22 protein-coding genes and 1 riboswitch are annotated in these 18,200 nt (G+C 68.6%); of the genes, 12 read left to right on the top strand and 10 right to left on the bottom strand.

Features of this window, described 5'->3' with window-relative positions; all coding sequences use genetic code 11:
• Nucleotides 1-7: 7 nt before the first annotated feature.
• Genes AB0I14_RS19685 through AB0I14_RS19675 form a run of 3 tightly spaced genes read right to left on the bottom strand, consistent with a single transcriptional unit; the run spans nucleotide 8 to nucleotide 1,553 of the window.
• Complete coding sequence (locus AB0I14_RS19685) at nucleotides 8-283, bottom strand: DUF2537 domain-containing protein (RefSeq protein WP_358025035.1); 276 nt, start codon at nucleotides 281-283, stop codon at nucleotides 8-10.
• 20 nt (nucleotides 284-303) lie between these two features.
• Complete coding sequence (locus AB0I14_RS19680) at nucleotides 304-1,125, bottom strand: RNA methyltransferase (RefSeq protein WP_358025033.1); 822 nt, start codon at nucleotides 1,123-1,125, stop codon at nucleotides 304-306.
• Nucleotides 1,122-1,553: a MarR family transcriptional regulator gene (locus tag AB0I14_RS19675; protein WP_358025031.1), complete on the bottom strand. Its 432-nt coding sequence runs from the start codon at nucleotides 1,551-1,553 to the stop codon at nucleotides 1,122-1,124. Before AB0I14_RS19675 ends, AB0I14_RS19680 begins: the two co-directional genes overlap by 4 nt.
• A gap of 85 nt (nucleotides 1,554-1,638) precedes the next feature.
• Here AB0I14_RS19675 and AB0I14_RS19670 point away from each other — a divergent pair, with 85 nt between their 5' ends.
• On the top strand, nucleotides 1,639-1,902 hold the full coding sequence (locus tag AB0I14_RS19670) for a DUF2530 domain-containing protein (protein ID WP_358025029.1): 264 nt from the start codon (nucleotides 1,639-1,641) through the stop codon (nucleotides 1,900-1,902).
• A gap of 9 nt (nucleotides 1,903-1,911) precedes the next feature.
• Nucleotides 1,912-2,364, top strand: coding sequence for an SRPBCC family protein (locus AB0I14_RS19665; protein WP_358025027.1), 453 nt, complete (start codon nucleotides 1,912-1,914; stop codon nucleotides 2,362-2,364).
• Between the two features lie 7 nt (nucleotides 2,365-2,371).
• Here AB0I14_RS19665 and AB0I14_RS19660 read toward each other — a convergent pair whose 3' ends face one another.
• Nucleotides 2,372-3,154: a DUF3027 domain-containing protein gene (locus AB0I14_RS19660; RefSeq protein WP_358025025.1), complete on the bottom strand. Its 783-nt coding sequence runs from the start codon at nucleotides 3,152-3,154 to the stop codon at nucleotides 2,372-2,374.
• A 141-nt stretch (nucleotides 3,155-3,295) separates the two neighbouring features.
• Between AB0I14_RS19660 and AB0I14_RS19655 the strand changes: the two genes are divergently transcribed.
• From AB0I14_RS19655 to AB0I14_RS19645, 3 genes are all read left to right on the top strand, one after another.
• Nucleotides 3,296-4,903: an MFS transporter gene (locus tag AB0I14_RS19655; RefSeq protein ID WP_358025483.1), complete on the top strand. Its 1,608-nt coding sequence runs from the start codon at nucleotides 3,296-3,298 to the stop codon at nucleotides 4,901-4,903.
• Entirely contained in the window at nucleotides 4,900-5,388 is a 489-nt protein-coding gene (locus tag AB0I14_RS19650) for a DUF2771 domain-containing protein (protein ID WP_358025023.1), read from the top strand. The genes AB0I14_RS19655 and AB0I14_RS19650 overlap by 4 nt, the downstream gene beginning before the upstream one ends.
• 96 nt (nucleotides 5,389-5,484) lie before the next feature.
• Complete coding sequence (locus AB0I14_RS19645) at nucleotides 5,485-5,850, top strand: hypothetical protein (RefSeq protein ID WP_358025021.1); 366 nt, start codon at nucleotides 5,485-5,487, stop codon at nucleotides 5,848-5,850.
• 15 nt (nucleotides 5,851-5,865) lie between these two features.
• On the opposite strand, the gene AB0I14_RS19640 is transcribed toward AB0I14_RS19645, so the two are convergent.
• A complete protein-coding gene (locus tag AB0I14_RS19640; protein ID WP_358025019.1) occupies nucleotides 5,866-6,888 on the bottom strand; it encodes a glutathione S-transferase C-terminal domain-containing protein in 1,023 nt (340 codons plus the stop codon).
• A gap of 85 nt (nucleotides 6,889-6,973) precedes the next feature.
• On the bottom strand, nucleotides 6,974-7,384 hold the full coding sequence (locus AB0I14_RS19635; protein WP_135452677.1) for a cold-shock protein: 411 nt from the start codon (nucleotides 7,382-7,384) through the stop codon (nucleotides 6,974-6,976).
• A gap of 162 nt (nucleotides 7,385-7,546) precedes the next feature.
• On the opposite strand from AB0I14_RS19635, the gene AB0I14_RS19630 reads away from it, so the two are divergent.
• The 4 genes from AB0I14_RS19630 (at nucleotide 7,547) to AB0I14_RS19615 (ending at nucleotide 10,995) form a co-directional block, all read left to right on the top strand.
• On the top strand, nucleotides 7,547-7,939 hold the full coding sequence (locus AB0I14_RS19630; RefSeq protein WP_358025017.1) for a YccF domain-containing protein: 393 nt from the start codon (nucleotides 7,547-7,549) through the stop codon (nucleotides 7,937-7,939).
• Entirely contained in the window at nucleotides 7,936-9,012 is a 1,077-nt protein-coding gene (gene moaA, locus AB0I14_RS19625) for a GTP 3',8-cyclase MoaA (RefSeq protein WP_358025015.1), read from the top strand. Before AB0I14_RS19630 ends, moaA begins: the two co-directional genes overlap by 4 nt.
• On the top strand, nucleotides 9,013-9,276 hold the full coding sequence (locus AB0I14_RS19620; RefSeq protein WP_166906438.1) for a MoaD/ThiS family protein: 264 nt from the start codon (nucleotides 9,013-9,015) through the stop codon (nucleotides 9,274-9,276). It begins immediately after the preceding gene.
• A 248-nt stretch (nucleotides 9,277-9,524) separates the two neighbouring features.
• Nucleotides 9,525-9,709, top strand: a riboswitch (cyclic di-AMP (ydaO/yuaA leader).
• 8 nt (nucleotides 9,710-9,717) lie between these two features.
• Nucleotides 9,718-10,995: a transglycosylase family protein gene (locus AB0I14_RS19615; RefSeq protein ID WP_358025012.1), complete on the top strand. Its 1,278-nt coding sequence runs from the start codon at nucleotides 9,718-9,720 to the stop codon at nucleotides 10,993-10,995.
• A gap of 6 nt (nucleotides 10,996-11,001) precedes the next feature.
• Here the strand turns inward: AB0I14_RS19615 and AB0I14_RS19610 are convergent, their stop codons facing one another.
• The 4 genes from AB0I14_RS19610 to AB0I14_RS19595 are packed head-to-tail and all read right to left on the bottom strand — an operon-like array spanning nucleotide 11,002 to nucleotide 12,588.
• Nucleotides 11,002-11,430 carry a molybdenum cofactor biosynthesis protein MoaE gene (locus tag AB0I14_RS19610; RefSeq protein ID WP_358025010.1) on the bottom strand — a complete coding sequence of 143 codons (429 nt, stop codon included), beginning with the start codon at nucleotides 11,428-11,430 and terminating at the stop codon, nucleotides 11,002-11,004.
• The gene (locus tag AB0I14_RS19605) at nucleotides 11,427-11,906 is read right to left on the bottom strand and encodes a MogA/MoaB family molybdenum cofactor biosynthesis protein (RefSeq protein ID WP_358025008.1); all 480 of its coding nucleotides are present in this window, start codon (nucleotides 11,904-11,906) and stop codon (nucleotides 11,427-11,429) included. Before AB0I14_RS19605 ends, AB0I14_RS19610 begins: the two co-directional genes overlap by 4 nt.
• A complete protein-coding gene (gene moaC / locus AB0I14_RS19600; protein ID WP_358025006.1) occupies nucleotides 11,903-12,388 on the bottom strand; it encodes a cyclic pyranopterin monophosphate synthase MoaC in 486 nt (161 codons plus the stop codon). Before moaC ends, AB0I14_RS19605 begins: the two co-directional genes overlap by 4 nt.
• A gap of 2 nt (nucleotides 12,389-12,390) precedes the next feature.
• A complete protein-coding gene (locus AB0I14_RS19595) occupies nucleotides 12,391-12,588 on the bottom strand; it encodes a hypothetical protein (protein WP_358025480.1) in 198 nt (65 codons plus the stop codon).
• Nucleotides 12,589-12,646: 58 nt separating this feature from the next.
• Between AB0I14_RS19595 and AB0I14_RS19590 the strand changes: the two genes are divergently transcribed.
• The 3 genes from AB0I14_RS19590 to AB0I14_RS19580 all read left to right on the top strand — a co-directional run bounded on the left by AB0I14_RS19590 (nucleotide 12,647) and on the right by AB0I14_RS19580 (nucleotide 18,175).
• Nucleotides 12,647-14,902: a helicase-associated domain-containing protein gene (locus AB0I14_RS19590; protein WP_358025004.1), complete on the top strand. Its 2,256-nt coding sequence runs from the start codon at nucleotides 12,647-12,649 to the stop codon at nucleotides 14,900-14,902.
• A gap of 92 nt (nucleotides 14,903-14,994) precedes the next feature.
• Nucleotides 14,995-16,419: an alpha/beta hydrolase-fold protein gene (locus tag AB0I14_RS19585; RefSeq protein ID WP_358025478.1), complete on the top strand. Its 1,425-nt coding sequence runs from the start codon at nucleotides 14,995-14,997 to the stop codon at nucleotides 16,417-16,419.
• Between the two features lie 106 nt (nucleotides 16,420-16,525).
• Complete coding sequence (locus AB0I14_RS19580) at nucleotides 16,526-18,175, top strand: DNA repair helicase XPB (RefSeq protein ID WP_358025002.1); 1,650 nt, start codon at nucleotides 16,526-16,528, stop codon at nucleotides 18,173-18,175.
• Nucleotides 18,176-18,200: the final 25 nt, after the last annotated feature.

Genomic DNA, 18,200 nt, shown 5'->3' with positions numbered 1-18,200 from the left:
AATCAGATCAACCCTGCGTCAATCCAATGGCCAGCAGCGCCAGCCACCCGCACGCCACACCGACGCCCGACCCCAGCACGAACCAGCGCCACACCGGCCGGTGCCGCCAGCCCCACACGGTGGGAGCCAGCCCGCCGACCGCCACCATGTTCAGCCCCACCGCCAGCAGCGGGTGCACGCGCAGGAGCCCCATCCCGAGCACCACGATCGCCGCGCCCAGGACCACGGCCACGAAACCGGCCACCGTCAGGCCGGTCCCCCACGGAGTGGAATCGTCGGTCACGGTGTCAATCTAACGCGATCTCAGCCTCCGAGCCGGGCACGCTCGTAGAACGCGAGCGCTGCGGCCGTGGCGACATTGAGTGAATCCGTGCCGCGCGACATCGGGATACGCACGCGCACATCGCTGGCGCGCATCGTCCGCTCGGTCAGGCCCGGCCCCTCGGCACCGACCAGTACCGCCACCCGGTCACCGTCAAGCTGCGTCATCGCCTCCGACAGTGTCGCGGCGGCCGGATCTGGCGTCATGGCCATGAGTCGAAACCCTTTGTCCCGCAACAGCTCCAGATCATCCAGCCACGAGGCGGCCCGGGCGAACGGAACCAGCAGGGCATGTCCCATCGACACCCGCACGGCGCGCCGGTACAGCGGATCGGCGCATCCCGACCCGAACACCACCGCATCGACCGCCAACCCGGCGGCATTGCGGAAGATCGATCCGAGGTTCTCGTGGTCGTTGACCCCTTCGAGCACCGCCACGGTGCGCGCCCCGGAGATGACCTCCGCCACCGACAGCTCCGGCGCCCGCGACGCCGAGGCCAGCACGCCACGGTTGAGGTGGAATCCGACCGCGGCGGCCATCACGTCGGCATTGGTCCGGTAGAACGGCACGTCGACGCCGTCGAGGTCGGCACCCAGTTCCGTCAGGCGCCGGTCGGTGCCCAGCAGCGCGCGGGGGACGAACCGGGAGGCCAGCAGGCGCTGCGCCACCAGCACGCCTTCGGCGATCACCAGGCCTTTTCCGCTGGGCAGATCGGGACGGCGATCCACGCTGTTCAGATCGCGGAAGTCGTCCAACCGGGAATCGGCCGGATCCTCGATATCGATGACCTGCAGTTGACTCACGCGCCTTCGAAAACCATGGCCGACATCAGATCAGTTGCGGTGACCAGAGTCTGGCGCTCATCCGGATCCAGGCGCGACAGCTGCGTCGTGAGCCACTCCTGACTCGCCCTGCGCTCGGCCTCGACGAGGGTCATCCCGGCCGGCGAGGCAGACACCACGATCTGGCGTCCGTCCAGCGGATGCGCGGCACGGGCCACCAGGCCCTGCTCGGCCAGTGAGGCGATCACCCGCGTCATCGACGGGGGGCGTACCCGCTCCCGCAACGCCAGGGCGCCCGGCGTCATCGCGCCCTCCTTGGCCAGGGTGGCCAGCGCTGAGAACTGGGTCAGCGAAACCGGGGATTCCGCACGCCGCGTACGCAATTGACGCGCGAGACGAACAACTGCCAGCGCCAGGTCATTCGCGAGTCGCGCCTCCGGATCCTTCACATCGGAAATAGTACTGAGGCGCTGAAGGTAAAGGGCTAAAACCAAGACCAATGAATACGGACCGCATCGGATACGTTGGTCACCGATGACCGAGGACACCAACGACACGCCGGAACCCCAACCGCCGGCCCTGCCTGCTGCACTACTGGAGCCGTGGCCGGTGATTGTGGTGATCGCCACGGGCTGGTTGATCGCGACCGTCCTGACCTTCACCGTCAGCGATCTGCAACACTGGCGGCCGTTCGCACTCGCCGGACTGGCGATCGGCGTTCTCGGCACGACCATCTTTCTGATCCAGCGCCGCGCCGTACGCCGCGGATCCCGCGGTGCGCAAAGCGGATTGACCTGAGGAGACACCATGGCCGCACCCCTGCTGCAAGCCACCATCGACATCGACGCACCGGTTGACAAGGTCTGGGGGTTGATCTCGGACCTGAGCCGGATGCCGCAGTGGAGCCCGCAGTGCCGGCTGATGAAGCCACTCGGCCCGCTGCGTCCGGGAACCCGCACGTTCAACCTCAACCGACGCAAGTTCATGTTCTGGCCCACCACGTCACGCCTCACCGAGGTCGTCGACAACAAGAAGCTGTCCTTCCTGGTGGAGGGCAACAACACCGTGTGGAGCTACGAACTGGAACCGACCGACACCGGTACCCGGGTGACCGAATCCCGGCACGCCGAGAACGGCACCACGGCCGTATCCAACGCTCTGGTCGGCGCATTGTTCGGCGGAGTCCCCAGCTTCGAGGACGAACTCGTCGACGGGATGAACTCTTCGCTGGCGCGGATCAAGACCGCCGCCGAGAACTGAGCCCAGCTCAGTCGGCGAGATCGAGCACACCGTCGTCGTACGGCTCGTACATCGGCGACCCGGTGCCGGGCGGTTGCGGGGTGTCCGAATGGGCCCCGCAGCCGTACTCGGCCTCCACCACATGCCCGTCGGCGGACAGATCGTTGGCGCACACACCGAACATCACGCCCAGCGCACCGCCCAGCGGTAGGTAGAAGCCGCAGTCGCGGCAGACCCGACGCGTCGAGCGGGCCATCGCCGAATCCGGCCCGTAGTCGCCGTCGTGCCAGCGCTGGGCCGTCTGCTCCCGGCCCCACTCGCTGAGCACCTGACGCCGCCCGAAGCCGAGTTCGAGCGCGGCGTCGTCGATCAGCGGATCCCCGGTGGCCACGTACCCCGGAACCAGACGCGGATCATTCGGCGGCGGGGCCAACAGGTCGCCGGGCCCGAGGTCCCCAGGACGGACCCGGTTCTCCCACGGCACCCACTCCGGCGCCAGCAGCGCCGTCGGCCCCGGGACCAGGACCAGCTCGCTGATCGTGGCGTGGTCGGCGCCGGGGTAGGCAGCCACCACGACGGCCCACTGCCAACCGCGGTAACCAGGCAGGTCAGCCAGGAATCGGTGGGTGGCCGAGGAGGCATCCTCGATGCTCACGCCGAGGTATTCACCCACGGTGCCCTCGCCGCTGAACTCGATCAGCGCAGCGCGAGCCTGCTCGGCGGCACCCAAGAGCACCGCCTCCTGCTCCTGCGACGGTGCCGCCGGGCCGGTTTCGGTGGTCTGCTCAGCAGATTCGGTCACGCTTTCCATCGCCTCCATAGTGCCTGATCGGGGCAACCACAGACCACACCGGTCGCCTGTCGGCCGCCTGCGCGCCGGATAAGAGAGAATCGGGGGGTGACCTACTACCCGCCGCGGCCGCCTGCCGATCACGGCGAGGAACATCCCGGAATGGCCAACTACCCCAGCGACGAGACGCCGCGGCGGCCACGTAGGCAATCGGTGCCCAGCTCCAACCGCTGGCTGCCGCCGCTCGACGAGCAGCACACCGCCGAGCACCCGAGGCAGGACGACCCGCAACGCTCCCACGGGGTCGGCGCGGCAGCCGGTGAGAAGGTCACGGTCACCCGGGCCGCCGCGGCGCGCAGCCGCGAAATGGGTTCGCGGATGTACGGTTTCGTGCACCGCGCGGCCACCGCCGACGGCGCCGACAAATCCGGGCTGACCGCGCTGACCTGGCCGGTGGTGGCGAACTTCGCTGTCGACGCGGCCATGGCCGTCGCACTGGCCAACACGCTGTTCTTCGCCGCGGCCAGCGGCGAGTCCAAGAGCAAGGTCGCGCTGTACCTGCTGATCACCATCGCGCCGTTCGCGGTGATCGCCCCGCTGATCGGGCCAGCGCTGGACCGCCTGCAGCACGGTCGCCGGATGGCGCTGGCGGCCTCGTTCGCGTTGCGCACCGGGCTGATCGTGATCTTGATCGCCAACTACGACGGCGCCACCGGAAGCTATCCGTCGTGGGTGCTCTACCCGTGCGCGCTCGGCATGATGGTGTTGTCCAAATCGTTCTCGGTGCTGCGCAGCGCGGTCACCCCGCGCGTGCTGCCCCCTTCGATCGACCTGGTCCGGGTGAACTCCCGCCTGACCACCTTCGGCCTGCTCGGCGGCACCGTCGTCGGCGGCGGCATCGCCGCGGGGGCCGAATACCTGTTCAACGTGGCTCAACTGCCCGGGGCGCTGTACGTCGTCGTCGCGGTCAGCGTCGCCGGCGCGGTGCTCTCGATGCGGATCCCGAAGTGGGTCGAGGTCACCGAGGGTGAGGTGCCCACCACGCTGAGCTACCACGGTCAGTCGGGTGACCAGGGCGACGTGCGCCGTCACCCCGGCAAGCCCACGGCCGTACGTCAGCCCTTGGGCCGCAACACGATCACCGCGCTCTGGGGCAACTGCACCATCAAGGTGATGGTCGGATTCCTGTTCCTCTACCCGGCGTTCGTCGCCAAGTCGCACGATGCCAGCGGCTGGGAACAGCTGCTGATCCTCGGCCTGATCGGGGCCGCCGCCGGAATCGGCAACTTCGGCGGCAACATCGCCGCGGCCCGGCTCAAGCTCGGCCATCCCGCGCAGCTGGTGGTACGGGCCGCAGCCGCCGTCACCGTTGTCGCACTGGCCACCGCGCTGACCGGAAACCTGCTGGTGGCCGCCGGGGCAACACTCGTCACCTCCGGCGCCAGTGCCATCGCCAAGGCCTCGCTGGACGCATCCCTGCAGGACGATCTCCCCGAGGCCTCGCGCGCCTCGGCGTTCGGCCGGTCGGAATCGGCGCTGCAGCTGGCCTGGGTGACCGGCGGCGCCACCGGGGTGCTGATCTATACAGACCTCTCAGTCGGGTTCACTACGATCACGGCCGTGCTGATACTGGGCCTGGCGCAGACCATCGTGAGCTATCGCGGCGAATCACTGATTCCCGGCCTGGGCGGTAATCGCCCGGTCCATGCCGCACGGGAAGGCGGCAGCCGTCCCGCGGCAGCCTCGACAGCACAGTGGGAGTCCCGATGAAGCGTGTTCTGGCGGTCCTGGGGGCCGTGATCGTGCTGGCGATTGCCGGTACCGCGGTCGGCGTCTGGCGCCTGCACAGTGCGCACGGCGATCGGCTGCCGGAGATCAGCGCGTACTCGCACGGAAACTCGGTACGGGTCGGCCCGTTCCAGTACTGCGAGGTGCTCAACCTCGACGACTGCAAGGAACCCCGCAATGCGGGCGAGTTGGCGGTCACCAAGAACAGTCCGGTACAGCTTTCGGTGCCCAGCTCTGTCGCCCGGGCACCGTGGCGGCTGCTGCAGGTGTACGAGAACCCGATCGACACGACGGTGACGTACTTCGCGCCCAAGACGACACTGGCCGTCACCATCCCGACGATCGACCCACAGCGTGGGCGGCTCACCGGGGTGGCGGTCCAACTGCTGACCCTGGTCCAGGATCAGGACGGCCAGGAATTCGCGCTGCCGCACGCCGAATGGTCGATCAGCACCGTCTGGCCCTGACCCTTCGGCCGGCTTGCTACTTGCTTTCACAAGCAACCGTGGAGCGGATTTCGCGTACCGAGATTTTCCGCGGTTATGCAGCGATAACGTAAATTCATGAGGCCGCTGATCGCGTGGCTGGCAACCACGGTACTGCTGGCAGGCGGTTTGGTTCTGGGCGCTCTCGGGGTGGGAGCCGGTACCGCGCAGGCCTATACCTATGGCCCATTCCAATGGTGTCCCGGGCAACCCCTGCCGAATGACCCGCCCCGGTCGGATACCGAACTGGTGTGGGACATGGGCGTCTGCCACACCTACTACTTCGAATACGACGTACGAACCCACGCCCCCGCGCATTACTGGGAGGGACCGAACCTGTTCCCGACACCGATCCCGCCGCCTCCGCCGCCGGCGAATCCGCCGAACATCTTCGAGCAGTGCCCCGGGCTCATCCCCTTCGTCAACTGTCTGCCCGGCCTCTAGCTCTCCGCTCGACGGCTAGGACGCGCCGTGCCCGTCCGGGACACGTTCAGCCCCGGGCGTCGGGCCGGGCGGGGTGCCGTCACCGAAAGGCCTGCCACCCAAGGATTCCCGCCCGTGTGGCGTGAGCCAGTCGGCCAGGTCCGGGCCCTTTGGCACGATCTGCGTCGGATTGATGTCCGAATGCACGATGTAGTAGTGCTGCTTGATCTGGACGAAGTCGATGGTGTCGCCGAAGCCCGGCGTCTGGAACAGATCCCGCGCGTATGCCCACAGAACGTCCATCTCGGTGAGCTTGGACCGATTGCACTTGAAATGGCCGTGATAGACCGGGTCGAACCGCGCCAGCGTGGTGAACAGCCGGACGTCAGCCTCGGTGATCGTGTCGCCCACCAGAAATCGCTGGGTGCTCAACCGGTCACTCAGCCAGTCCAGCGCCGTGAACAACCGGTCGTAGGCGGCATCGTAGGCCTGTTGTGACCCTGCGAATCCACAGCGATACACGCCGTTGTTGACCTCGGTGTAGATGCGCTTGGACACCGAATCGATCTCCGCCCGCAGCGGCGCGGGATACAGCTGGGGCGCGCCCTCGCGGTGATACGCCGTCCACTCGGTCGAGAAATCCAGTGTCATCTGGGCGAAGTCGTTGGTCACCACCGCACCCGTGGCAACCTCGACGATCGCGGGCACCGTGATGCCCTTCGGGTAGTGCGGGTCGCGCTTGAAATACGCGTCCTGCAACCGCGGAATCTTCAGCACCGGATCGAGCCCGCCCGGATCGAGATCGAAGGTCCAGCTGCGTGCGTCGTGCGTCGGTCCGCAAAAGCCAATGGACAGAGCACTTTCCAGCCCCAGCAGGCGTCGCACGATGATTGTGCGGTTGGCCCACGGGCAGGCCCGCGCCACGATCAGCCGGTACCGGCCGGCCTCGACGGGGTAACCGTCGCGGCCATCGGTCGTGATCCTGGTGGTGATGTAGTTGGTGTCGCGGTTGAACTCGCCCGAAGTGGACGTGTCGGCGACGTAGGTGCCCTGAGCCATAGACCCAGTCTCCCCGTCGAGCGTTGCCTCAGATGCGAGAAATCAGCGGATTCTCGAACACAAGCCAATGCTCGGCGCGCAGGTACTAGGCGTCGAGTTCCTGCGCGACGGCCTTGACCACCTCGGACACCCGGCGCGCGACCTTGCGGTCGGGGTAGCGCCCCTTGCGCAGCTCAGGCTGCACGATGTCCTCGAGCAGCGTGATCATGTCCGAAACCATGCCGTGCAGCTCATCGGGAGTGTGCTTGTGCTCGGGACGCTCGGCCTCGCGCCGAGTCCGACTCAGGCTCGGCGGGGGATCGATGAGCTTGACGCTCAACGCCTGCGGGCCACGACGGCCGGCGGCCACGCCGAACTCGACACGTTGACCGGCCTTGAGGCCCTCGACGCCCGCGGGCAACGCCGAGGAACGCACATAGACGTCCTCACCGTCCTCCTGGGACACAAAGCCGAAGCCCTTTTCGGCGTCGTACCACTTCACCTTGCCGGTCGGCACTGCACTCACCCGCTCGTCTTGTCAGAACTACTTACACACATAAAGTTCGCCCCCCGTCAGCACCGGGACGCGATGGAGCGATCCTACTCGGACCTGACTGGGTGCTTCACCCCTATTACTCGGTAGGCTTGCAATCACCTCTGGAAGAGAGATGCGCCGGTAATGCGAGTGATACTCAACATCATCTGGTTGGTCTTCGGCGGCCTGTGGCTGGCACTGGGATACCTGCTGGCCGCACTGATCTGCTTCGTCCTGATCATCACCATCCCGTTCGGGTTCGCCTCGCTGCGCATCGCCTCCTACGCCCTGTGGCCGTTCGGCCGCACGATCGTGGACAAACCGGGAACCAGGCCCGGCGCCCTCGTCGGCAACATCATCTGGATCGTGCTGTTCGGTTGGTGGCTGGCGCTGGGGCATCTGATCAGCGCAGTGGCCATGGCGGTCACCATCATCGGAATCCCGTTGGCGCTGGCCGATCTCAAGCTGATCCCGGTCTCGCTGGTCCCGCTGGGCAAGGAGATCGTCCCGGTCGACTCGGTGAGGGCGCCGGTATGACGCTGACCTCACTCGGCCTGCCCGCTGTGAGCGGGTCCGGGCGCCCGTCCATCGGGCCGGCCCCGGCGAGCGGCCCGCTGGTGGACACCTACGGCCGGGCGGCCACCGACCTGCGGGTCTCGCTGACCGACAAGTGCAATCTGCGCTGTACCTATTGCATGCCCGCCGACGGCCTGGACTGGTTGCCCGGCGAAGCGCTGCTGAGCACCGCCGAACTGAGCCGGCTGCTGCGCATCGCCATCACCCGCCTGGGCATCACCAGCGTGCGGTTCACCGGTGGCGAACCGTTGGTCACCCGCCATCTGGAGGACGTGGTGGCCGCGGCGGCAGCGCTGCACCCCCGCCCCGAGATCACGCTGACCACCAACGGCATCGGGCTGGCCCGGCGCGCCGCGGGCCTCAAGCAGGCCGGGCTGGACCGGATCAACGTGTCCCTGGACAGCGTCGACGCCACCCACTTCGCCCGGATCACCCGCCGGGACCGGCTGGGCGACGTGCTCGACGGCCTGGCGGCCGCCAAGGCAGCCGGGCTGGCGCCGGTGAAGGTCAACGCCGTGCTGGACCCGGTGTCGGGTCTCGACGACGCCGTGGACCTGTTGGGCTACTGCCTGGACCACGGATACCAGCTGCGGATCATCGAGCAGATGCCTCTGGACGCCGGACACACCTGGCAGCGCGGCAAGGTCATCGACGCAGACTCCATCCTGGCCACCCTGCAGAAGCACTTCGAGCTGCGGCCCGATCCGAAGCCGCGCGGCTCGGCCCCCGCCGAGCTGTGGCAGGTCTCCGAGAGCGCCGAGCATCCCGCGGGCAGCGTCGGGGTGATCGCCTCGGTGTCACACGCCTTCTGTTCGGCCTGTGACCGCACCAGGCTGACCGCCGACGGCCAGATCCGCAGCTGCCTGTTCTCCACCGAGGAGAGCGATCTGCGCGCACTGCTGCGTGGCGGCGCCGACGACGCCGACATCGAGGCGACCTGGCGGACAGCGATGTGGGGCAAGCCCGCCGGGCACGGCATCAACAACCCGGATTTCGTGCAACCCGCGCGGCCCATGAGCGCGATCGGCGGCTAGATGACAGGGCACACCGTGGCCGTGACGGTCCGCTATTTCGCTGCTGCGGCCGCGGCGGCCGGAGTTGATACGGAAACGTTAGATTTGGCAGAGGATGCGACGATCGCGTCGCTCGTCGAGCAACTCAGCGGCCGCGACTCGGAGCTCGCGCGCGTCCTAAAGCGCTGCTCATACCTGTGCGACGGGATGGCCGTCCGCGATCTGAACAAGCGCGTATCAACGCCTCAGACCATCGATGTGTTACCGCCCTTCGCCGGCGGCTAACGTGATTTGCATCACATAACGAAATGGTCACGAGCTGGCTACGACGCGGTGGAGCGCCTCGCCCACCTGCGACAACGCAGAAATAACCTGCACCTTTAAACAACTTTTAGAGTTTGCTCGCATCGGAAACGCCCGAGGCCGCAAAAGGTGACGGGATAGCGGGCAGCAGTTACCGTTCATTCCCAAGTCAACCGACCCTAATCAGTTGACCTACCCCCATACCGACGCGCCGAGCTCCATCCATCGGGCAGGGGTTAACGACGAACAACAAGGATGGAGGCGGGGGACCCAACCGGTCCACCGATTTATCTCAGGACCAGGAGCCGCTTGCGGCCCCTTGGGGTGAAGCCGTCGCAGTTTCGACGACGACGGCCGGGTGACCTCTCCTACCCGAACCCGACAGCTGACCTCGTGGGCGCATACGAGAGGACCTTCACGCTTATGAGCGGACGGCATCGCAAGCCCAGCACGTCTTCATCAGCCAAGAGCGTCGCCAAGATCGCGGTGACCGGCGCTGCGATCGCAGGCGGCAGCCTCGCGATGGCCAGCCAGGCGATGGCTGCGACCGACGGCGAATGGGACACCGTGGCTCGCTGTGAGTCAGGTGGTAACTGGGCCATCAACACCGGCAACGGCTACCACGGTGGCCTGCAGTTCTCCCCCAGCACGTGGCGTTCAAACGGCGGCGGCGAGTACGCACCCAACGCCTTCATGGCCACCAAGGAACAGCAGATCGCGGTCGCCGAACGCGTGCTGGCCGGCCAGGGCAAGGGCGCTTGGCCCGTTTGCGGCCGCGGCCTCTCGGGCGCCACCCCGCGCAACGTGGTCAACGAGCCCGCTCCGGCCCCGCTGGATGCACCCGCGGTCAACGGTGAACTGCCCCCGGCCGCGCCGCTCGACGCCCCGCTCCCGGCAGACGCCCCGCCGCCTGCCCCCGAGAACCTGCCCCCGGCACCGGAGGCTCCGGCCCCCGACGCCGCACCGCTGGACGCCGCGCTGGCCCCGGCCCCCGAGGCCGCACCGATCTCCGACGCCGCACTGCATGTCCCCGCCCCCGAGGCCCCCGCACCGGACGCTCCGGCTCCCGAAGCTCCCCCGGCCCCCGAGGCCCCGGCTCCCGCCCCCGAGGCCGAGGCCGAGGCCGCCCCGGTTGATGCCCCGCTGCCCGACGCCCCGGTCGATGCCCCGCTGCCCGACGCTCCGGCTCCGGACGCCCCGGCTCCGGCCCCGGCGGACTGGGATCAGGCTCCGGCTCCGGTCGACGGCCCGCAGACCTGGGCGCTGCACGTGGGCGACCCGCTGCCCCTCGATCCGGCACTCCCCCCGGCTCCCGCGCCCGCACCGGATCCGCTGGCCCCGCTCAACAACGTCGACATCCCGCAGCCGGCCTTCGACGTCGCCAACCAGGTCGTCACCAATGGTGCCCCCGCGGTTCCCGAAGGTGTGCCGCACCTGGTCAGCCCGCAGAACCTGCCGCCGGGCACCACCACCGACAGCCCGTCACAGGTCCCGGGCCAGGGCCCGAACGCGACCTATCTGCGCGAGATCTGGCACGCGATCCAGACCCAGGACATCAGCGGTAAGGATGCCCTGCTGGCGCTGACCCAGCGTCCGCTGTCCACCCCGGACACCCCGGGTGGTCAGGCCCCGAGCCTTCCGGTCGGACCGGCTGGCCAAGCAGACGCCCCGGTTCCGGCTGTGCCGGCCCCTTCGGCCTGAGCCGACTCAGGCCGAGCCGACCCACTCGTCGGTGCCGTCCGAGAAGTACTGGTGCTTCCACACCGGTAACCGCTCCTTGACGGTGTCGACGAGACGGGCACAGGTTTCGAACGCCGCCCTGCGATGGTCCGCTGCCACAGCGGCCACCAGGGCGGCGTCTCCTATCTGAAGGGTGCCGATGCGGTGGCTGACCGCGATCGCCCGTACCCCGGTCGCCTGCGCGGCGACCTCGGCGGCAACTTCTTCCAAGGTTTGCAGAGCATCGGGGTGCGCGGAGTAGTCCAGCCGGATGACCGAACGGCCACCGTCGTGATCACGCACCACCCCGGAGAACCCGACCACGGCTCCGGCCGCTTCTTGTGCCACCAGCGCCTCGTACTCGGTCAGCGAGATCGGTGTGTCGGTCAGATCGACACGTATGACGGATGCGCTCATCTGGAATGGTCCTTGCCGCTCAGCTGATCCAACGCATGCTCCAGTACGCCGGCCAGCACGCCCAGTCCGTCCTTGACCCCACCCGGGGACCCGGGCAGGTTGACGATCAGGGTGCGCCCGGCGACGCCGCAGACGCCGCGGGACAGCACCGCGGTGGGCACCTTGTGCACGCCGGCGCGGCGGATGGCATCGGCCAGGCCGGGTATCTGATAGTCGAGTATCGCCAGGGTGGATTCCGGCGTGGCGTCGGTGGGCGAGATGCCGGTGCCACCGGAGGTGATGATCAGGTCTACGCGCTCGGCCAGGGCGGCGCGCAGTGCGTCGCCGACCGCGTGCCCGTCGGCCACCACCATCTGCTCGGTGACGTCATATCCCCGATCGGAGAGCCAGCCGACGATGAGCGGGCCGGTCCGGTCGTCATACACCCCTGCTGCGGCACGGGTGGAGGCGATGATGACCCGAGCCGAACGCGTCACTGCTGAGTTTTTTCCGACGGGCTTTCCCATACTCCCGTTTTACCGCCTTCTTTGCGCACCACCTTGATGTCGTCGATGCGTGCGGCGGGGTCGACGGCCTTGATCATGTCGTACAGCGTCAGCGCGGCGACGCTCACCGCGGTCAGGGCTTCCATCTCGACCCCGGTGCGGTCGGTGCTGCGGACGGTGGCGGTGACGGACACCTCGGCGTCGCGCGCATCGAAGTCCACGTCGACGCCGGTCAGGGCCAACTGATGGCACAGCGGAATCAACTCGGGAGTCCGCTTGGCAGCCAGGATCCCCGCCACCCGGGCCGTGGCCAGGGCATCACCCTTGGGCAGGCCGCCCGAGGCGATGAGGGCCACCACATCGGGGCGGGTCCGCACGGTGCCCACGGCCACCGCGGTGCGCTTGGTGACGTCTTTCGCCGTGACGTCGACCATGTGCGCCGCGCCGGACTCGTCTAGGTGCGACAGTCCCACTGCTACCTGTTGACGACAGTGGCCGACTGGATGAAGGGCAGCTCTTCGGCCGGCAACGGAAAGGTCAGATCGCCGAATGGGGACAGCGCGCCGGTGCGGTCGGTGGCGAGCTCGCTTACGGCGTGATCATCGCCGTCGGAGAGCACAGGCCAGCCGTTGTCGACGTATTGGTTCTTCTTCTTGTCAGCCACGCTCCATATTGTGGCAGGCTCCTCAACCGGTGGCGAGACCGGCGGCCTGCTTTACGCTGGTCAGGATATGACCGCCGCACAGACTCCCGGATTCCCGCTGGGTGCCTGGCTGTCCGAACTCGACGACAAGGCCCTGATCCGCCTGCTGGAACTGCGGCCCGACCTGAGCCAGCCGCCACCGGGAACGATCGCCGCGCTCGCCGCGCGCGCCACCTCACGTCAGTCGGTCAAGGCTGCCACCGATTCCCTGGACTTTCTGCGGCTGGCCGTCCTGGATGCGCTGCTGGTCCTGCATGCCGACGCCCACGCCGTCCCGGTGCCCGAAGTGAGCGAACTGCTCGGCGAACGCGTCGGCGCCGACGACGTGACCGCCGCGCTCGAAGATCTGCGCGAGCGGGCTCTGGTGTGGGGCGAGGCCGCTGTCCGGGTGGCGCCGGAGGTGGCCTCCGGCCTGCCGTGGTTCGTCGGCCAGGCTGCCGTGGAGGTCTCCGACCGCAGCGCCGAGGAGATCGCCGGCCTGCTCGACGGGCTCGACGACGCCCAGAACGATCTGCTGGCCCGACTGTTGGAAGGTTCGCCGGTGGGCCGCACCCGCGACGCGGCGCCCGACACCCCACCGGACCGGCCGGTGCCGCGACTGCTCGAGGCCGGGCTGCTGCGCCGGATCGACGCCGACACGGTGATCCTGCCGCGGTTGGTCGGCCAGGCGATGCGTGGCGAGGCTCCCGGCCCGGTGGAGTTGACCGCACCGGCACTTCAGACGTCGTCGACGACGCCTGCCGATGTGGACGCGGTGGCCGCCGGCGCGGCCATCGACCTGCTGCGCGAGATCGACCTGATCATCGAAACCCTTGGCAGCACACCGGTTCCCGAGTTGCGCAACGGCGGGCTCGGGGTGCGCGACGTGAAACGGTTGGCCAAGGCCACCGGCATCGACGAACCACGGTTGGGGCTGCTGCTGGAGCTGGCCGCCGGCGCGGGGCTGATCGCGGCCGGGATGCCCGATCCGGACCCGGCTGACGGGACCGGGCCCTACTGGGCGCCGACGGTGTCCGCCGACCGGTTCATCGACTCCCCGACTGCCACCCGCTGGCACCTGTTGGCCTCGACCTGGCTGGACCTGCCGGCGCGGCCCGCCCTGATCGGCAGCCGCGGTCCGGACAACAAACCCTTTGCCGCACTGTCGGATTCGCTGTATTCGACGGCCGCTCCCCTGGACCGCAGACTGCTGCTGAGCGTGCTGGCCGAGTTGGCTCCGGGCGCCGGGGTCGACGGTGCCGAGGCCGCCCGGGCGATGGTCTGGCGCCGGCCGCGCTGGGCGGCGCGTCTGCAGCCCGCCACGGTCGGCGGCCTGCTCGCCGAGGCGCATTCGCTGGGCATGGTGGGCCGCGGCGCGATCAGCACCCCGGCTCGCGGTCTGCTGGCCGGCGACCCCGACGAGGACGTGCTGGCCGCGATGGCCAAGGCGCTACCCAAACCACTCGACCACTTCCTGCTGCAGGCCGATCTCACGGTGATCGTGCCCGGCCCGCTGGAGCGGGATCTTGCCGAGCACCTGGCCGAGGTCGCCACCGTCGAATCGGCGGGCGCGGCAATGGTCTACCGGATCAGCGAAGCGTCGATCCGGCGCGCACTCGATGCCGGCCGGACCGCCAGCGAGTTGCACACCCTCTTCGAGAAACACTCGAAAACCCCAGTCCCGCAGGGGTTGACCTACCTCATCGACGACGTCGCGCGTCGCCACGGCCAGCTGCGGGTGGGGATGGCCACGTCGTTCCTGCGGTGCGAAGATCCGGCACTGCTGGCCCAGGCCGTTGCCTCACCGGGGACCGACCGCCTCGAGCTGCGACTGCTGGCCCCGACCGTGGCGGTGTCGCAGGCGTCGATCGCCGACGTCCTCGCGGTACTGCGGGAGGCCGGGTTCGCGCCTGCCGCCGAGGATTCCACCGGCAGCGTCGTCGACATCAGGGCCCGCGGGGCGCGCGTCGTAGCACCGACCCGGCGCCGCGTCTACCGTCCGCCCACCCCGCCGACGGCCCAGACCCTGGGGGCCATCGTCGCGGTGCTGCGCAAGGTGGCGTCGGGACCGTTCGCCAACGTGCGCCTGGACCCGGCGATGGCCATCACCCAATTGCAGGATGCCGCGATCCACCAGACCTCCGTGGTGATCGGCTACGTCGACCCGGCCGGGGTGGCCACCCAGCGGGTGGTCTCCCCCATCAACGTGCGGGGCGGTCAGTTGACCGCGTTCGATCCGGCCGCCGGGCGGGTGCGCGAGTTCGCCATCCACCGGGTCACCTCGGTGGTGTCGGCGGACACCTAGCCCCCTCGCCTCCTAGCACTCAGGCTGGCACCCGGCACAGGGAAACACAGCCTGCTCACAGAGCGGTTCACGAATATGGCGATGTGACAACGATGTTGATGGCCGCGGATCAGGTGCCGCCCGCGTACCGGGGAGTGTCGCTGCTGCACGGGTGGCTGCCGCCGACGTTGCAGGCGATCGCGGCCGTGGCTCTGATCGCGGCGATCGGATGGCGCACCCGGCGCTGGCGTCTGATCTGGTTACCGTGTGCGATCGCGGTCGGTCTGGGCCTGACGGCGTGGGCCCGCTGGTTCGTCCATTCACAGGGGCTCGCAGGCGATCCTGCACCGGCGGCGCTGTGGATCTGGATCGGGCTGACCGGATTGGCTGTGGCCGTGGTGGCACTGGGCTGGCGTGGCAGCCGCTGGCGGCGCCGCACCGCTTCGGTGGCCGCGGTTCCGTTGTGCCTGCTCAGCGTGGGCGTCGCGGTCAATCTCTGGGTCGGCTACTTTCCTACGGTCACCGCATTGTGGAACGAGGTGACGGCGGGACCGCTGCCGGGTGAGACAGATCTGGCCACCGCTCTCGACCAGCGCCGGCGAGGTGAGATCCCGTCCCACGGCGAGCTGGTGTCCGTCACGATCCCCGCCGACGAGTCCGGCTTCAAACATCGCGACGAACTGGTGTACCTGCCGCCGGCCTGGTTTGCCCCATCGGCACCCGAGCTTCCCGTGGTGATGATGATCGCCGGGGAGTTCAACACCCCGGCCGATTGGGCGCGCAGCGGCAACGCGATGGCCACCATCGACGCCTTCGCCGCCGAGCACGGCGGCAACACCCCGGTGTTCGTCTTCGTCGACGTCGGCGGCTCGTTCAACAACGACACCGAATGCGTCAACGGTCCGCGCGGGAACGTCGCCGACCACCTCACCAAGGATGTGCCGCCCTATCTCACCAGTACCTTCGGCGTACGCGACACCGGCTGGGGTGTGGTCGGCTGGTCGATGGGCGGAACCTGTGCGGTGGATCTGGCCGTGATGCATCCCGAGTTGTTCAGTTCATTTGTCGACATCGCCGGGGACACCGGCCCGAATGCGGGGACGAAGGAGCAGACCATCGCCCGCCTGTACGGCGGGGACGCCGCCGCCTGGGCCACCTTCGACCCGGCCACCGTGATCGACCGGCACGGCACGTACCAGGGGGTGTCCGGCTGGTTCGTGATCTCCTCGGATGCCCCGGTCAAACGCGGGGCGCATCCGGTGAATCCCGATGCGGTCGGCCTCGGCGGGCAGGACGCCGGGGGCAACCCCGGTGATCAGACCGAGGCCGCGCACACCCTGTGCGACCTGGGCCGCAGCCGCGGCATCTCCTGCGCGATCACGGCGCTGCCGGGCAAGCATGACTGGCCGTTCGCCGAAGAGGTGCTCACCACCGCCCTACCGTGGCTGGCCGGTGCGGTCGGAACGCCCGGGGTGCCGCAGGTACCCCTCCCGGCCGGTGGCGCGCCGCCACCGGCGCCGACGGCTGCGCCACGCTGATCCGGCTCCGATGCACGGCGCCGAATGCGCGTGTCGGCCGATTCGGGATAATGGGCTCCGATGAATTCTCCCGCGATGAGCGCGATGAGTGGATGGGACCACGCGAATGACTGACGGCCCACTGATCGTGCAGTCCGACAAGACGGTGCTGCTCGAGGTCGACCACGAGCAGGCCGGGGCGGCCCGTGCCGCCATCGCACCGTTCGCCGAGCTGGAACGCGCCCCCGAGCACGTGCACACCTACCGCATCACCCCGTTGGCACTGTGGAACGCCCGCGCGGCGGGCCACGACGCCGAGCAGGTGGTCGATGCGCTGGTCAGCTTCTCGCGCTACCCGGTGCCGCAGCCACTGCTGGTCGACATCGTCGACACCATGGGCCGCTACGGGCGGCTCCAGCTCGTCAAGCACCCGGCACACGGATTGATGCTGATCAGCCTGGACCGCGCGGTGCTCGAGGAGGTGCTGCGCAACAAGAAGATCGCCCCGATGCTGGGCGCCCGCATCGACAACGACACCGTGATCGTGCACAACAGCGAGCGCGGCCGGGTCAAGCAGATGCTGCTCAAGATCGGCTGGCCGGCCGAGGACCTGGCCGGCTACGTCGACGGCGAGGCGCATCCGATCTCGTTGGCCGAGGACGGCTGGGTGTTGCGTGATTACCAGCAGATGGCCACCGACTCGTTCTGGGCGGGCGGCTCCGGTGTGGTGGTGCTGCCGTGCGGGGCCGGTAAGACGCTGGTCGGGGCGGCGGCGATGGCCAAGGCCGGGGCGACGACGCTGATCCTGGTCACCAACACCGTGGCCGGGCGGCAGTGGAAACGCGAACTGGTGGCCCGCACCTCGCTGACCGAGGACGAGATCGGCGAGTACTCGGGTGAGAAGAAGGAGATCCGGCCGGTCACCATCGCGACGTACCAGGTGATCACCCGCCGCACGAAGGGCGAGTACAAGCACCTGGAGATCTTCGACACCCGCGACTGGGGGCTGATCATCTACGACGAGGTGCACCTGCTGCCGGCACCGGTGTTCCGGATGACCGCTGATCTGCAGTCCCGGCGGCGGCTGGGCCTGACGGCGACGCTGATCCGCGAAGACGGCCGCGAAGGTGACGTGTTCTCACTGATCGGGCCGAAGCGCTATGACGCGCCGTGGAAGGACATCGAGGCCCAGGGCTGGATCGCCCCCGCCGAGTGCATCGAGGTGCGCGTGACGATGACCGACAACGAGCGCATGCTCTACGCCACCGCCGAGCCCGAGGAGCGCTACAAGCTGTGCTCGACGGTGCACACCAAGATCGCGGTGGTCCGCTCGATCCTGGAGCGCCATCCCGGCGAACCGACCCTGGTGATCGGCGCCTACCTGGACCAGTTGGAGGAACTGGGCGAGGAACTGGATGCCCCGGTGATCCAGGGGTCGACGAAGAACTCCGAGCGCGAGGCGCTGTTCGACGCATTCCGCCGGGGTGAGATCTCCACGCTGGTGGTCAGCAAGGTGGCGAACTTCTCCATCGACCTGCCGGAAGCGTCTGTCGCCGTTCAGGTTTCAGGCACTTTCGGCTCCCGCCAGGAAGAGGCGCAGCGGTTGGGCCGGCTGTTGCGGCCCAAGGCCAACGGCGGCGGTGCGGTGTTCTACTCGGTGGTCTCACGCGATTCGTTGGACGCGGAGTACGCCGCCCACCGGCAACGCTTCCTGGCCGAGCAGGGCTACGGCTACGTCATCAAGGACGCCGACGATCTGTTGGGGCCGGCCATATGACAGTGCGGCGGGTGATGCCAGTGCT

The organism is Mycobacterium sp. NPDC050441 (assembly GCF_040655355.1).
Lineage (GTDB): Bacteria > Actinomycetota > Actinomycetes > Mycobacteriales > Mycobacteriaceae > Mycobacterium.
Note: the sequence above shows the minus strand (reverse complement) of the source record. Positions and strands in the feature narration are given on the sequence as shown.

What these genes read in the sequence shown, in the direction of transcription:
- AB0I14_RS19670 (WP_358025029.1), top strand. Translation starts at nt 1,639, where the DNA reads ATGACCGAGGACACCAACGACACGCCGGAACCCCAACCGCCGGCCCTG.
- AB0I14_RS19665 (WP_358025027.1), top strand. Translation starts at nt 1,912, where the DNA reads ATGGCCGCACCCCTGCTGCAAGCCACCATCGACATCGACGCACCGGTT.
- AB0I14_RS19660 (WP_358025025.1), bottom strand. Translation starts at nt 3,154, where the DNA reads ATGGAAAGCGTGACCGAATCTGCTGAGCAGACCACCGAAACCGGCCCG.
- AB0I14_RS19655 (WP_358025483.1), top strand. Translation starts at nt 3,296, where the DNA reads ATGGCCAACTACCCCAGCGACGAGACGCCGCGGCGGCCACGTAGGCAA.
- AB0I14_RS19650 (WP_358025023.1), top strand. Translation starts at nt 4,900, where the DNA reads ATGAAGCGTGTTCTGGCGGTCCTGGGGGCCGTGATCGTGCTGGCGATT.
- AB0I14_RS19645 (WP_358025021.1), top strand. Translation starts at nt 5,485, where the DNA reads ATGAGGCCGCTGATCGCGTGGCTGGCAACCACGGTACTGCTGGCAGGC.
- AB0I14_RS19640 (WP_358025019.1), bottom strand. Translation starts at nt 6,888, where the DNA reads ATGGCTCAGGGCACCTACGTCGCCGACACGTCCACTTCGGGCGAGTTC.
- AB0I14_RS19630 (WP_358025017.1), top strand. Translation starts at nt 7,547, where the DNA reads ATGCGAGTGATACTCAACATCATCTGGTTGGTCTTCGGCGGCCTGTGG.
- moaA (WP_358025015.1), top strand. Translation starts at nt 7,936, where the DNA reads ATGACGCTGACCTCACTCGGCCTGCCCGCTGTGAGCGGGTCCGGGCGC.
- AB0I14_RS19620 (WP_166906438.1), top strand. Translation starts at nt 9,013, where the DNA reads ATGACAGGGCACACCGTGGCCGTGACGGTCCGCTATTTCGCTGCTGCG.
- AB0I14_RS19615 (WP_358025012.1), top strand. Translation starts at nt 9,718, where the DNA reads ATGAGCGGACGGCATCGCAAGCCCAGCACGTCTTCATCAGCCAAGAGC.
- AB0I14_RS19610 (WP_358025010.1), bottom strand. Translation starts at nt 11,430, where the DNA reads ATGAGCGCATCCGTCATACGTGTCGATCTGACCGACACACCGATCTCG.
- AB0I14_RS19590 (WP_358025004.1), top strand. Translation starts at nt 12,647, where the DNA reads ATGACCGCCGCACAGACTCCCGGATTCCCGCTGGGTGCCTGGCTGTCC.
- AB0I14_RS19585 (WP_358025478.1), top strand. Translation starts at nt 14,995, where the DNA reads ATGTTGATGGCCGCGGATCAGGTGCCGCCCGCGTACCGGGGAGTGTCG.
- AB0I14_RS19580 (WP_358025002.1), top strand. Translation starts at nt 16,526, where the DNA reads ATGACTGACGGCCCACTGATCGTGCAGTCCGACAAGACGGTGCTGCTC.